The 14,886-nt window shown below is 31.2% G+C and carries 15 protein-coding genes and 1 other RNA gene; 11 read left to right on the top strand and 5 right to left on the bottom strand.

Annotated features, from left to right (window positions below; all coding sequences use genetic code 11):
* Entirely contained in the window at positions 1–1,161 is a 1,161-nt protein-coding gene (locus tag NH341_RS13170) for a gliding motility-associated C-terminal domain-containing protein (RefSeq protein ID WP_047789622.1), read from the top strand.
* Positions 1,162–1,172: 11 nt separating this feature from the next.
* Here the strand turns inward: NH341_RS13170 and NH341_RS13165 are convergent, their stop codons facing one another.
* Positions 1,173–1,667, bottom strand: a complete 495-nt coding sequence (locus NH341_RS13165; RefSeq protein ID WP_047789621.1) for a DinB family protein — start codon at positions 1,665–1,667, stop codon at positions 1,173–1,175.
* A 240-nt stretch (positions 1,668–1,907) separates the two neighbouring features.
* On the opposite strand from NH341_RS13165, the gene NH341_RS13160 reads away from it, so the two are divergent.
* Positions 1,908–2,624, top strand: a complete 717-nt coding sequence (locus NH341_RS13160) for a hypothetical protein (RefSeq protein ID WP_073183261.1) — start codon at positions 1,908–1,910, stop codon at positions 2,622–2,624.
* 55 nt (positions 2,625–2,679) lie between these two features.
* Here the strand turns inward: NH341_RS13160 and rny are convergent, their stop codons facing one another.
* From rny to NH341_RS13140, 4 genes are all read right to left on the bottom strand, one after another.
* Positions 2,680–4,245 (bottom strand): ribonuclease Y, encoded by a 1,566-nt coding sequence (gene rny, locus NH341_RS13155; RefSeq protein ID WP_047789620.1) that lies wholly within the window; start codon positions 4,243–4,245, stop codon positions 2,680–2,682.
* Between the two features lie 48 nt (positions 4,246–4,293).
* A non-coding RNA gene (gene ssrS, locus NH341_RS13150) (6S RNA) lies at positions 4,294–4,402 on the bottom strand.
* Positions 4,403–4,458: 56 nt separating this feature from the next.
* Positions 4,459–4,749 (bottom strand): cell division protein ZapA, encoded by a 291-nt coding sequence (locus NH341_RS13145; protein ID WP_047789619.1) that lies wholly within the window; start codon positions 4,747–4,749, stop codon positions 4,459–4,461.
* Between the two features lie 15 nt (positions 4,750–4,764).
* Positions 4,765–5,055 carry a hypothetical protein gene (locus tag NH341_RS13140; protein ID WP_047789618.1) on the bottom strand — a complete coding sequence of 97 codons (291 nt, stop codon included), beginning with the start codon at positions 5,053–5,055 and terminating at the stop codon, positions 4,765–4,767.
* A gap of 148 nt (positions 5,056–5,203) precedes the next feature.
* Here NH341_RS13140 and NH341_RS13135 point away from each other — a divergent pair, with 148 nt between their 5' ends.
* From NH341_RS13135 to NH341_RS13095, 9 genes are all read left to right on the top strand, one after another.
* A complete protein-coding gene (locus NH341_RS13135; protein WP_253057178.1) occupies positions 5,204–6,895 on the top strand; it encodes a M23 family metallopeptidase in 1,692 nt (563 codons plus the stop codon).
* 11 nt (positions 6,896–6,906) lie between these two features.
* The gene (locus NH341_RS13130; protein WP_253057176.1) at positions 6,907–9,351 is read left to right on the top strand and encodes a carboxypeptidase-like regulatory domain-containing protein; all 2,445 of its coding nucleotides are present in this window, start codon (positions 6,907–6,909) and stop codon (positions 9,349–9,351) included.
* A 166-nt stretch (positions 9,352–9,517) separates the two neighbouring features.
* A complete protein-coding gene (locus NH341_RS13125) occupies positions 9,518–10,102 on the top strand; it encodes an SMI1/KNR4 family protein (RefSeq protein WP_253057174.1) in 585 nt (194 codons plus the stop codon).
* 122 nt (positions 10,103–10,224) lie between these two features.
* Entirely contained in the window at positions 10,225–10,551 is a 327-nt protein-coding gene (locus NH341_RS13120) for a multidrug efflux SMR transporter (protein WP_253057172.1), read from the top strand.
* Positions 10,552–10,559: 8 nt separating this feature from the next.
* A complete protein-coding gene (locus NH341_RS13115; RefSeq protein WP_159490651.1) occupies positions 10,560–10,919 on the top strand; it encodes a DUF2200 domain-containing protein in 360 nt (119 codons plus the stop codon).
* 220 nt (positions 10,920–11,139) lie between these two features.
* Positions 11,140–11,718 (top strand): non-canonical purine NTP diphosphatase, encoded by a 579-nt coding sequence (locus NH341_RS13110; RefSeq protein WP_253057170.1) that lies wholly within the window; start codon positions 11,140–11,142, stop codon positions 11,716–11,718.
* The gene (locus NH341_RS13105; protein WP_253057168.1) at positions 11,719–12,750 is read left to right on the top strand and encodes an iron ABC transporter permease; all 1,032 of its coding nucleotides are present in this window, start codon (positions 11,719–11,721) and stop codon (positions 12,748–12,750) included.
* Between the two features lie 32 nt (positions 12,751–12,782).
* Positions 12,783–13,580, top strand: a complete 798-nt coding sequence (locus NH341_RS13100) for an ABC transporter ATP-binding protein (RefSeq protein WP_073183282.1) — start codon at positions 12,783–12,785, stop codon at positions 13,578–13,580.
* A 65-nt stretch (positions 13,581–13,645) separates the two neighbouring features.
* The gene (locus tag NH341_RS13095) at positions 13,646–14,680 is read left to right on the top strand and encodes a M28 family metallopeptidase (RefSeq protein WP_172644850.1); all 1,035 of its coding nucleotides are present in this window, start codon (positions 13,646–13,648) and stop codon (positions 14,678–14,680) included.
* Positions 14,681–14,886 lie beyond the last annotated feature (206 nt).

Genomic DNA, 14,886 nt, shown 5'->3' with positions numbered 1-14,886 from the left:
ATGAAAAATCTATTTTTCATATTATTTTCTAGTTCATTACTTGCTCAAAATGCATTTTACAATGTTGGAAATGTGCAATTACATAACGACGCCAAAATAGGTTTTCATACCAACGTAGTAAACAATGGTACTCTAGATAATTACACAGGTTTTGCTGGTTTCTATGCTGATAATGAAGTAAGAACGATTTCCGGTACTAATAGTGTTAGTTTTTTTAATGTAGAAGTTGATGCTTTACAAAATATAGAACTTTACAACTCTTTAAAAATTCGTAATCAATTAGACTTTATAAACGGGCAAATTGTCACACCTAGACTCGACAACTCTATTTCTCTTCAATTTTTAGACTATGATTTTTATGCCGGGGAAGATAACTCTAGACATATTAATGGTTATGCCTTAGTAGAACAAGGAAATAAAAATACTACAAATTTTACATTCCCAATTGGAGATGGAAGTATGTTGCGTCCTATGAGTTTGCCAAACCATGATAAATATTATGTGTTCAAAGGAGCTTATTTTTACGAAAACCCAAATTTCCCTTCAACATTTACTTCAGTTTTTTTAACAGATCAAAAACAAGCTGTTATCGAAAACGTAAGTAATATTGAGTTTTGGGATTTAGATGGAAATAATGAAACTCAAATTACATTAACATGGAATAACCGTAGTGATATTACATCAATAGCTAATCAAATTTCTCAATTAATAGTTGTTGGCTGGAGCAAAGCAGAAAATCAATGGGTAAACTTAAATGTAATGCAAGTTACCGGAGACTTGTCTGAAGGAACAATTACATCGGCGGCATTTACACCTAATAATTACGAAGTAATAACTATTGGTTCTTTGTTAAATAGTGAAATAAGTAATAACAATAACATTCTAATATCTCCAAATGGAGATAGTCTTAATGACTTCTTGGTCTTTGATGAAGTTAATAACTATACACATAATAAATTAACAATTTATAATCGTTGGGGAAACCTAGTTTATGAAACTTTAAATTACAAGAATAATTGGGATGGAACCTCTAACGGTAGAGCTACACTAAACAAAGAAAGCAAACTTCCTACTGCTACGTATTTTTATTATTTAGAGCTAGGTAACTCACCCGATAAGCTAAACGTTATGAAAAAAGGTTGGGTGTATATTAACCGATAAATTATTAATTACTACTTTATTAATATTTTCTTAGGTGTTGTAGGATTATACCCAAAATCTGCATCAGGTAACTCTATTCCTAATTGATTTATAATAAAACCTATACTGGCAAAGTGATGTATTGCATGACTATGTGCCTGGATTAAAGCACTGCTTAAAGTATAATTTGCTGTTACTTTCCCTGTTCCTAAATCGTCAGTAACAGAAATAATTTTATCAAAATCTTCTGTCTTCAAACAATATAATTGCTCTATAACTTCATTAAAATATGCTATTCCTGAAGCTGTTTTTTGCTCTGCTAAATGATTACGTTCTCTATCAGAAAAATCAACACAGTTTTTATTTAGCCCATTAAAAATGCAGGTAAAAACGTCTAAAATATGTCTCATATTGGCCCCTATGCTCGAATAATAAGGCGGAATAGATGTATCACTATATTGTTCATCACTAATTGCTTCTAATAATTTAATCCCTCTTTGTAAATTTTTATCAATAGCTGCTATCATTCGTAAGTATAAGTTTTCAAGTAAGTCGTATAAATATAGAACTTTTTACGGGGAGAAATAAATTATTTTTTTAATCCTAAAAAAGACACTAAATATCAGTAGCTTAAAGTAAAAAATCACTTTATATTATTACTTTTAAAAAGCTTTAAAATATTTTTTGGCACGTTCTTTGGAAAATTACATAACAACTGCGGAAGCCGAAAAGCATATAGAGTAAGCATAACCCTAAAATTAGCAATTATGAGAACAGGGATACTTTTATTATTAGCAATGATGTCATTAACAACTGTAAATGCCGACAACATTGAAAAATCAACTAGCAAAATTGGGGTTACATACCGTTATAATGAAGCGGTTACCTTTGTAGAAAGAGGAATCCAATTTCATGTGTTTTTAAATGGAGATTTCGATTTTAACACTCACTACGATAGATATTCTGACTATGGTGTACGTATAAAACGAGATAGAAGAGGACGTGTTAGAAGTGTTGGAAACGTATATATAAATTACGATGCCAGGGGAAATGTAAAAAGAATTGGTAGTGTATTTATGAGATACAAATTCGGAAACTTATTTAAGGTTGGAAATCTACATATTCAATATGATAGATGGGGAAACCCAAGGTTTAGAGGACATGTAAAATCAGGAGGACATCACTATTATGGAAATGATCATTATTATTACGATGATGGAGTTGATGTAAATATCGACATAAACATAGGAGATATTTTTGATTATGACGATGTATATTTTTACAGAAAAGACTTTAGAAGAAACTATCGTCAGTTTAGAGAAGATAAAAACTTTTATTACTACAGAGCATTACCTAATGCAAAAATTGGCAAGCGTAGTAAAGTTATAAAAAGACGTAAACATAAAATTTACAAAAACGACAACAATAAATATAGAAAAGGAAAGCCTGAACAAAGAGGTAAATCAAGAAGAAACCATGATTAAACAAAAATCCCTCATCAAAATTGATGAGGGATTTTTATATTTTATAATTTAATAATTACTTCGCCACATTTACTGCTCTTGTTTCTCTAATTACAGTAACTTTAACCTGTCCTGGATACGTCATATCATTCTGAATTTTTTGAGAAATATTAAATGATAATTCAGCAGCTTTAGTATCGTTAACTTTAGCACTTTCTACCATAACTCTTAATTCACGCCCCGCTTGAATTGCATAAGCTTTTTGAACTCCGTTAAATCCAAAAGCAATATCTTCTAAATCTTTTAAACGTTGAATATAAGAATCTAATACTTGACGACGTGCACCAGGTCTTGCTCCTGAAATTGCATCACAAACTTGAACAATAGGAGCTATTAAACTCTTCATCTCAATTTCATCGTGGTGAGCTCCAATTGCATTACATACATCTGGCTTCTCTCCGTACTTTTCAGCCCATTGCATCCCTAATAATGCGTGTGGTAATTCGCTTTCTGTTTCAGGTACTTTACCTATATCGTGTAATAAACCTGCACGTTTAGCTGCTTTAGCATTTAATCCCATTTCAGCTGCCATAATACCACAAAGATTTGCTACTTCACGTGAGTGTTGTAATAAATTTTGACCATAAGAAGAACGATACTTCATACGTCCTACAGTTTTAATCAATTCGGGATGTAAACCATGAATTCCTAAATCAATAACAGTACGTTTACCAACTTCAATAATCTCCTGAGTGATTTGTTTTTCGGTTTTCTTTACAATCTCTTCAATTCTTGCTGGGTGAATTCTTCCGTCTGTAACTAATTTATGCATTGATAAACGAGCAATTTCACGACGAACAGGATCGAAACACGATAAAATAATTGCCTCTGGCGTATCATCTACAATAATCTCAACTCCGGTTGCAGATTCTAAAGCACGAATATTACGCCCTTCTCTACCAATAATTCTACCTTTAACGTCATCTGATTCTAAATTAAATACCGACACACAATTTTCTACAGCTTGCTCTACTCCTACTCTTTGTATAGTGTTTAAAACTACCTTACGAGCTTCTTGTTGCGCTGTCATTTTAGCTTCTTCAATGGTATCTTGTATGAAAGACATTGCATCAGATTTTGCCTCATCTTTTAATGATGCAACTAATTCTGTCTTAGCTTCATCTGCAGATAAACCTGAAATTTGCTCAAGCATGTCTACATGACGCTTGTGCATTTTTTCTAGCTCAGATTCTTTTTTTTCTAAGAACTCTAATTTATAATCAAAATCAGCTTCTTTTTTTTCTAATTGTTTATTAAGTTTTCTGTTCTTATCTAGTTCTGATGATACTTGACTCTCTTTATCTCTAATTCTTTTTTCTACATCAGAAACTTTCTTTTCTCTAGATAAAATTACTTTTTCATGCTCTGATTTTAATTCTATAAACTTCTCTTTGGCTTGTAATATTTTATCTTTTTTTATTGCTTCAGCCTCTACTTTAGCTTCTTTAAGAATGCTATTAGCCTCTTTTTTTGTTTCTTGTATTAATTTATTTGCATTAGATTTTTCTAACATTTTAGCAATAAAAAAACCTACTGCTACACCTATAATTCCTGCTAAAACAGGAAATAATATTCCCTCCATAATTTTGATTTGATTGTATAAAAAAAGCCCACATTAATAGGGTTTTAAAAACTCCAAAATAACAAGTTTAGGATTAACTGATTGATCAAGGATCCGAGGTAAAATCGGCTTGCTTTACTAATCACGACTCATCCTTTATAATTGAATAACGTTGAGTTTAACAAACAATGTACTAATGTAGGCAGTATATTAAATAATATATTTTAAAGAACGTTATAATAAATGATCTTCTAGCAAGTTAGTCAATTCATTTATCTTTTGCAATACTTCGGCTTTTTCTTTAGTATTTTTTAACGATACTATTTCTGCTTTTGATGCAAACTGTAAAGCACTCATTGCTAAAACATCTTGCTTATCTGCTACCGCATAATTTTGTTCAAACTTGGCTATTAATTCGTTAATACTTTTTGCTGCTTTTCGTAATCCTTCTTCTTCATCTGTACTATTTACACTTAATGGATATGTTCTCCCAGCAATTACCACATTAACTTTTATTTTTGCCATGCAAAAAAACTTATATTATGTATTCAAAAGGGTGATGCACTTATCAATCTCTCGAATTAAAGTATTTATTTTGAGTTTTGTTTCTCTTGTACTTTCGTTACTGCCCTCAATAGTTTTTGCAACTTTCAGCAAATTAAATTGTTTTTGCTGTTCTTCTAATTGCCTCTCTTTTTCCTGTAATAAAACTTGTAACTCTCCGTTATTTTGAAGTAAAACTCTATTTTCTTCTTTCAAAAACTCGTAGTTCGAAAGTAAGTCCTTCAATCTATCTTCCAGTAAATGAACTGCTTTTAAAGGGTTACTCATTTATTTTAGAGAATAAAACTATATTTACAAAGTTATTAATATAACTTATAATTAGCAACTCTTTTAGTGTTTTTTACTAAATTACTGATTTTAAATCTTTAACAGCTTTAATAGAATTTTATTAGTTTTGCTTTAAAACTGTTGCATTTTGAAATTTTATTTTTCTCTTATTCTATTTATCTTTTTTATTAGCGGACAAGCTCAAAATAAGTATCCGCGAAACTATTTTTCAAACCCTTTAAAAATTCCTATTGTATTGTCTGGTACTTTTGGAGAATTACGAAGTAACCACTTTCATTCTGGAATAGATATTAAAACTCAAGGTAAAGAAGGTATTCCTATTTACGCTCCTGCTAATGGATATGTTTCTCGTATAAAAGTGCAGCAATATGGTTTTGGAAAGGCTTTATATATAACGCACCCTAACGGTTATACAACTGTATATGCACATTTAAAACGTTTTGAACCAAGCATTCAACAGTATGTAAAAAGTATTCAGTACAAAAAAGAAAAATATAGTACAGGAAACCTTTTTCTTAAATCAGATAAATTCCCTGTAAAAAAAGGGCAACTTATTGGTTATACTGGTGATACTGGTAGTTCTGGAGGTCCGCACTTACATTATGAAATTCGAGATACTAAAACAGAACATATTATTAACCCAATGCATTTTGGTTTAACAGCTGAAGACGATAAAACTCCTACTGTTCAAAAATTAGTAGCCTATCCATTAAGTGATGATGCTAGAATTAATAATTCGGCATTAAAATCTGTTATTTCATTTAAAAATAATGGTGAAGGTAATTATATTGCCGAAAAAATTACTGCCAGTGGCACTATTGGTTTTGGTATTAGCGTGTTTGACCGATTAAATGGTGCTTTAAATAAAAATGGAATTTATAGTTTAGAAATGAAAGTAAATGGTAAACGTGTGTATTATCATGATGTTGAAACCTTTTCTTTCGCAGAGAGTAAATATATTAACTTATTAATTGACTATAAGCATTATAAAAAATATAGAGATAGAGTACAAAGAACACACAAGGTAGACGCAAATAGACTTAGCTTATATGAAGATTTAATAAACAACGGAAAAATATATATTGAAAACGGAGCTAATTACAATATTGAGATTATAGCCAAAGACTTCAAACATAACACTTCTAAAGTAAGGATACCAGTTAGAGGAACTGCAAGCAATTTAGTATTTAAGGAAAAAGATACTACTAATTATAAAATTATAGCAACTAACTTTAATAAATTTCATCAAAAAAATGTAACAGTTGCTTTTCCTAAAAACACTTTTTATAAAGATTGTTTCATTGATTTTAAAGTTGAAAATGGTACTGCAAAAATTCACGACCCTACAATTCCTTTAGACAAACGTTATACACTAACTTTTGAGACTTCTTTTTTAACAGAAGATCAAAAACAACATGTATATATCGCTAATGTTACAAGTCCTAAATATCCAAGATACACATCTACAAGAAAAAAAATTGACAAAGTATATACTACCACTAAACTCTTAGGTAGTTATGCTTTACGTTTTGACACAGGAAAACCAACTATTCAGCTATACAATTTTAGTAACAATCAGTGGATTTCTAAAAATAAAACACTGAAAGTTAAAATTGGGGATAAAGAAACGGGAATAAAAAATTACCGCGCTACTATTGATGGTGAATGGATTTTAATGGAGTATAACCATAAAAAAAGAATACTTACATACGATTTTAATGATAAAAAGTTGGTTGGTAGCAAACATATTTTTAAACTTGTAGTCTCTGATAATGTGGGTAATACTGAAACAGTTTCAGCAACATTTTTCAGAAAGTAAACTAAACAAGCTTGAAAAAATTTATTCTTTTATTACTGTTCCCTTCACTCGTTTTTGCACAAAAAACAGCTACAGTAAAAGGAATCATTACCAATAAATTCAATACACCAATTGAAGGAGTTGCGATTTCCTATTTATCTAAAGGAACTACTACCGATGCTAATGGAATGTATCAATTTACAATTCCCATCCGTAAAACTGTTACTGTTACATTCACACATGTTTCTTATAAAACTTTGGTGAAAAAATTCACTTCTAGAGGAAAAAGAAACTTTAACTTCTCTCCTACTTTACAAATTAAGAGTGAAAAATTAGAAGAAGTTATCGTTAAAAGCCAACAAAAAGAAGCCCAAGGAATTACCAAAATAAAAACTAAAAAAGTAAAAAACATACTTGGTGCTAATGCTGGTGTTGAAAATATATTAATGACGCTCCCTGGAGTTAGTAACAACAACGAATTAAGCACTCAATACAATGTTCGGGGTGGTAATTTTGATGAAAACCTAGTATATGTTAACGGAATTGAAGTGTATCGTCCATTTTTAATCCGCTCTGGTCAACAAGAAGGCTTAAGTTTTACCAATCCGCATATGATTCAGAATATCAATTTCTCTGCAGGTGGATTTCAAGCAAAATATGGAGACAAACTATCTTCTGTACTAGATATTACCTATCGAAAACCAACTAACTTTGGCATACAATTAGATTTGAGTTTATTAGGAGGAAGTTTTACTATTGAAGATACTTTTGCTAATAATAAACTAAGCACAATTGTTGGTGTTCGTTACCGTGATAATAGCTTATTTGTAAATAGTAAACAAACCGAGGTTAACTTTAGACCTCAATTTACAGATGTCCAATCATTTTTAAGCTACCAAGCAACCAGAAAACTTACATTAAATTTCTTAGGAAATTTCTCTCTTAACAACTATAATTACAAACCACTAACTCGTAAAACCCGATTTGGAACCTTAACAAATCCACTAGAATTAATCGTTTTTTATCAAGGGCAAGAAAAAGATCGTTTTCAAACCTTATTTGGAGCGCTCTCTGCTGATTATCAAGTTAACGACAATCTAAAACTTACTGGTACTATTTCTTCTTTTAATACACAAGAAGAAGAATATTTTGATATTGCTGCCGCTTACGCCATAGGTGAAGTAAATAGCAATATTGGTTCTGAAAATTTTGGTGAAGTTGAATTTTCTCAAGGAATAGGTTCGCAAATTAATCATGCACGTAACGACTTAGATGCTTTAATCAGTAACATTCAACTAAAAGCTACTTTAAAAGACGGTAACAATGAATGGAAAGCTGGTATTAAATATCAAAAAGAAAATATTAAAGACCGCATTCGTGAATGGGAAGTAATAGATTCATTAGGTTTTTCTGTTCGTCCACCACACCACACCGGAAATAATCAACCATACGAACCTTTTACAGGTCCTATTGAGCCTTACAGAAATGTAAGAGCAGAAAATGAAACAGACATTAACCGTATTACTAGTTTCTTACAATTCAGTAGAAAAGCAATGTGGAACGACCACCAAGTTTGGATGAATATTGGAGTTCGTTCTCATTATTGGTCTATAAAAACAGCTTCTACTAATAGTTATTCTCAAACAATCTTTAGTCCTAGAGCGCAATTTGCTATTAAACCTGATTGGGAAAGCGATATGCTATTTAGAATATCTGGTGGATGGTATTCACAACCTCCATTTTACAAAGAATTACGTGATTATGACGGACAAGTACACCCCGAAGTAAAAGCACAAAAGTCAATTCACATAGTTGCTGGGAATGAATATAGTTTCAACGTATGGGAACGCCCTTTTAAGTTAGTTACTGAACTTTATTACAAAGATTTATCAGATGTAAATGCGTACTCAGTAGATAATGTACGTATTCGTTATCGCGCAGACAATGTTACTAATGCCTATGCTTATGGTTTAGATGTTCGTTTAAACGGAGAGTTTGTACCTGGTAACGACAGTTGGGTAAGCTTTGGATATTTAAAAACCGAAGAAAACATAAACAACAGAGGTTATATTGCTAGACCAACTGATCAACGGTTGAAATTTGGTGTATTATTTCAAGATTATGTACCTAACTTACCTGACTTAAAAGCTTATCTAAACCTTGTTTATAACACTGGGTTACCTGGTGGAGCTCCTGCTTACGCTGATGTATATCAATTTCAAAATCGTTTGAATGATTATAAACGTGCCGATGTCGGAATTTCTTATGTTTTTGCTGATGCTAATAAACAACATACAACTGGCTTTTTACGTAACTTTAAAGAACTTACCGCTGGTTTAGAATTATTTAACATTTTCGACATCCGTAACTCCAACACCAATACATGGGTACGTGATGCTTACAGTAAAAACCAATACGGTATTCCTAACTATATGACAGAAAGAGTGTTTAACTTTAAGTTAGGAGTACAATTTTAGTCTTCTCTACTCTTTTTTAACGAAAAATTAGCGAAAAAACTTCCTTAAGCATTTTCCACACATAGTACTTTAGCTTGAAAATTTAAATAGTGCTGTGAAAAGCTCTATCTATTTTTTTACAAGAAGTCTAGTAAGCATTAATATTACATTACAAAAAATAATTACAATGAAAAATCAAAAAATTGAAATAGAAAATTTATGGAACCGTTTTAAAAATTGGGTTTCTTCTAATGCTCCTCATTTATCTGAAGAGCTTCAGCCTGCAATTAAACCAGAAGAAATAAAACAATTACAACAAACCATACAAACAGAACTACCTGAAGACTTTATAGCCTTTTTAAGTATACACAACGGTCAAAACAGAAATGCCGAAGGCTTAATAGATGCTGAAGAGCTACTTTCTTCTAATAGAATAATTGATGAATGGAAAATTTGGTATGATTTATATGAGGGTGGAGATTTTGAAGATAGTGAAGCTGAACCCGATGAAGAAATTAAAGACTTTTGGTGGAACCCTAAATGGATTCCAATTACTTATGATGGTTCTGGAAATCATCTATGTATAGATATGGATCCTACAGAAAATGGAACTAAAGGACAGATAATAAGAATGTGGCACGACGATAGTGTAAGAGAGTATATAGCACCTTCTTTTAAGGTTTTCTTTGAGAACTATTGTACCAATCTTGAAAACAACAAATATGTATATTCTAACGAGTGGGGAGGAATAATTATTAAAGAAGATTTGTAAAACCTTTAACTCAGCTCAATAGCAGTAACATTTTAACTTCAAAATAAAACAGAAAAGGTAGCACACCTTAGCTTGTAATTGAATAAAGTTATTGTATTTTAGTATCTAAAAAGTAATTACAAATGAATTGGATTTTGTTAATTATAGCTGGTTTATTTGAAGTAGCTTTTGCAGCTTGTCTTGGAAAAGCTAAAGAAACTACTGGAATAGAAGCCACATATTGGTATATTGGCTTTTTAATCTGTTTATCTATCAGTATGTTGCTTCTCATAAAAGCAACCCAAGAGCTACCTATTGGAACTGCCTATGCAGTTTGGACAGGAATTGCTGCTGTAGGAACAGTACTAATTGGAATTTTAGTTTTTAAAGAACCCGCTACATTTTGGCGATTATTTTTTATCACAACATTAATTACTTCGATTGTAGGACTCAAAATCGTTTCACATTAACCTAAGTCATGAAAACAACACCCAAACACGACGAAAGAATAGCGAGCATGACTTTTGCTTCTGTTTACCCTCATTATGTTACTAAAGTTGAGAAAAAAGGAAGAACAAAAGAGGAGTTACACCAAGTAATTGAATGGCTTACTGGTTTTAACAATCAAAAATTAAACAAATTAATTGATCAAAAAGTAACTTTTGAATCCTTCTTCAAAGAAGCCGACTTAAATCTAAATGCTCATTTAATTACAGGAGTTATTTGTGGTTATCGAATAGAAGAAATCGAAACTCCGTTAACGAAGCAAGTTCGTTATTTAGACAAGCTTGTAGATGAATTAGCTAAAGGTCGTAAAATTGAGAAAATTTTACGATAAACCTTTTAATTTTTCTTTTTAAAAGTTATATCGGTTTCTTTGTTATTTGAATAAAAGAGGCCTTGAACCCTTTTAGGGCACTTAATAACCCTTAACCCTACCTTCACACAACACCTCTTTATTTACAAGACTTTCAAGACGAAGGCCTTTTTTATAAAAATAAAAACACCAGCAAAGATGATAAAAATTGAATACATTTGCTTTTGTTAATTTTCAACACATGAAACTAGTTTTTGCTACTAACAATCTAAACAAACTTGCTGAAGTACAAAAAATGTTACCTAACTCTATTGAGTTACTTTCTTTGAAGGACATCGATTGCTTTGATGATATTGAAGAAACCGCAACTACTTTAGAAGGAAACGCCAAAATTAAAGCAAATTATATTACTGAAAAGTTTGGATATAATTGTTTTGCCGACGATACAGGTTTAGAGGTAGAAGCTTTAAATGGAGAACCAGGAGTATATTCTGCTCGCTATGCTGGTGAACCTGCTAATGCAGAAAACAACATGCAAAAACTATTAACAATGTTGAACAATAAAACTGATAGAAATGCTCAGTTTAGAACTTCTGTTTGTTTAAATTTAGATGGAAAGCAATTTTTATTTGATGGAGTTTGTAAAGGAACCATTTTAACATCTAAGCAAGGTGAACAAGGTTTTGGATATGATCCCATTTTTCAGCCTGAAGGATACAACAAATCATTTGCAGAAATGACTTCAGAAGAAAAAAACAAAATAAGTCATAGAGGATTAGCTATTCAACAATTAGTCGCTTTTTTAAAATCAATTAGCTAATTGAATTTATCAAAAACATACACAGTTCACTTTTTACTTTTATCAGTTTTACTGATTATTTTTCTACTACTAAACATTAGTTTAGGTTCCGTATCCATTCCTTTAAAAGAAATTTTCAACTCCTTATTTGGTAACCCTGTTGTAAAAGATAGTTGGGAAACCATTATCATTAATTACCGCTTGCCAAAAGCAATTACAGCAATGCTAGTTGGGTCAGGATTAGCTATAAGTGGTTTATTAATGCAAACATTATTCAGAAATCCACTTGCAGGCCCTTTTGTATTAGGAATATCTTCTGGTGCAAGCCTTGGTGTAGCATTACTCATTTTAGGTTCTAGTGTTTTTGGAGGATTTTTTCTTGTAGCTATTTACTCTAACTGGGCATTGGCCATTGCTGCAAGTGCAGGATCTTTCTTAGTATTATCAGCAGTTATTATAGCTGCAAATAGAGTTCGTAATACGATGTCTATTTTAATTATTGGATTAATGTTTGGCTCATTAACATCAGCAGTTATTAGCGTATTAGCTTTTTTTAGTGAAGCTGAACAAATACAACAATATTTATTTTGGAGCTTTGGAAGTTTGGGTAATCTAACTTGGGCTGAACTTTCTGTTTTTGGAATTATTTATCTCGTAGGAATTCTTGGAACATTCTCTGTCATAAAACCTCTAAACAGCTTTTTACTAGGCGAAAACTATGCAAAAAGCTTAGGAATTAATATAAAAAAAAGTAGAAATATCATTTTACTAATCACAAGTATTCTTACAGGTGTAATTACAGCATTTTCAGGTCCTATTGCTTTTGTTGGACTAGCTGTTCCTCATATAGCTAAAATGATTTTCTCTACATCAAATCATAAAATTTTATTACCCGCTGTTGCCTTAATTGGAGCTATTATTCTTTTAATTTGTGACAGTATAGCGCAGTTACCCACAAGCGAATTCACTTTACCTATTAACGCAATAACATCATTATTTGGAGCACCTGTAGTTATATGGCTATTAATTAGGAAGAAGAAAATATATGTGTAAAACTAAGATTATAAACAGTTAAACAAGCAAACATCAATCAACAACAAAAACATATCGTCTTACAAACAGAAAATCTTTCAATAGGATACAAATCAAAAAGGCAAGAAACAGTTATTGCTTCAGCTATTGATTTAGCTATCGAAAAAGGAAAATTTGTTGCTTTGTTAGGTAAAAATGGAATTGGAAAATCAACCTTACTCCGTACCATTTCTAAGGTTCAAAAACCTTTGAACGGAATTATAAAAATCAATCAAAAAGAACTTTCAACCTACACCAGTCAAGAATTATCTACTACGCTGAGTTTAGTATTAACCGAACGTTTACCGCTAAGTCAGCTAACGGTTTTTGAACTCGTTGCTCTTGGACGTCAACCTTACACTAACTGGATTGACAAACTAACTCAAGAACATCTAAAAAAAATTCTCTGGGCAATTGAACAGACAGAAATCTCCCATTTAAAAGATAAACGATTTTATGAATTGAGCGATGGTCAGCTACAACGAGTACTTATTGCTAGAGCTTTGGCTCAAGATACTGAAATCATTATTTTAGATGAACCTACTGCTCATTTAGATATACATCATACATTCAAAGTGTTTTCTTTATTAAAAAAACTCGTAAAGAATACAAGAAAAACTATCATTATATCTACCCACGAAGTGAATTTAGCCATTCAACTTGCAGATGAATTCATACTTCTTTCTGAAAAACAACTATATACAGGTACTTCACAAGACTTAATTAGTAAAAATGCTTTTGAAAAACTTTTTCCAAAAGAATTAATAAGTTTTAACAAAACATTAGAACAATTCGTTATCAAGAAAAATTAAATTTGAGCAATTGTAACATTTTCTTACTTTTGAAACTAATCGAACTAAACAAACCTTAACTATTGATGAAAAAATTACTTTTTATGGCTAGTGCAATTGCATTGGTAGCATGTGGTTCTAGCAAAGAAACAGCTAGTACTGATAATGATACTACTGATTTTGCAGCTAAATATGCCAAAACTATTACTGCAAAAGATTTAGGAAAACATCTATTTATCTATGCTTCAGATGAATTTGAAGGAAGAAACACGGGGGAGCCTGGACAAAAAAAAGCGGTAAAGTATTTAAAAGATTTTTATGTTAGTCAAGGAATAGCTTCTCCTTTAGGTGGTGATGATTACTTTCAAGAAGTACCTTCTGAATACTTAAGTAACAACCGTAGAGGAATGACTTTAAAAGATTCTGAAAATGTTGTTGCTTTTATCAAAGGAACGGAAAAACCAGATGAAATAGTAGTTATTTCAGCTCACTTAGATCACGAGGGAGTTAAAAATGGAGAAATATACAATGGTGCCGATGATGATGGATCAGGAACTGTAGCTATTTTAGAAATTGCTGAAGCTTTTAAACAAGCTGCCGATGCTGGTAAAGGCCCTAAACGTTCTATTTTATTTTTACACGTTACAGGTGAAGAAAAAGGTTTATTAGGATCTAAATATTATACTGAAAATCCAATTTTCCCATTGGCTAATACTGTTACCAACTTGAACATTGATATGATTGGTAGAGTTGATGACCGCCATAAAGGAAATCCAAATTATGTATACTTAATCGGTTCTGATAAGTTAAGTACTGAATTACATAACATTTCTGAAGCGATGAATAAAAAGTATACTAACATCGATTTAGATTATAAATACAACGATGATAACGACCCTAATCGTTTTTATTATCGTTCTGACCACTATAATTTTGCTAAGCACAACATTCCTATTATTTTTTATTTTAATGGAACACATGCCGACTATCACAGACCAACTGACACTCCTGACAAAATCAATTATGAAATGTTAGAGAACAGAACTCGTTTGGTTTTCCATACAGCTTGGGAAGTTGCGAATCGTGAGAATCGTGTTGTGGTTGATAAAGCCGCAGAATAAGGTCTAATCAAATTTAAATTATAAAGTTTAAAAGCTCATCTAAATTAGATGGGCTTTTTTATTTTCTTTAATATTACTCTTAAAATATATCTCTTTTTAAACTTAAAAAAGAACCCTAACCAGATTATTTATCTACTAAAAAAAATAAATTAGAAAAATAATCTAAATATCAAACTAATACCTGATAAATAACATTCCTTAGTTTA

Origin of the sequence: Tenacibaculum sp. XPcli2-G (assembly GCF_024124505.1) — a bacterium.
Lineage (GTDB): Bacteria > Bacteroidota > Bacteroidia > Flavobacteriales > Flavobacteriaceae > Polaribacter > Polaribacter mesophilus.
The sequence above is the reverse complement of the archived record's forward strand: the minus strand, read 5'-3'. Positions and strand labels throughout refer to the sequence as shown.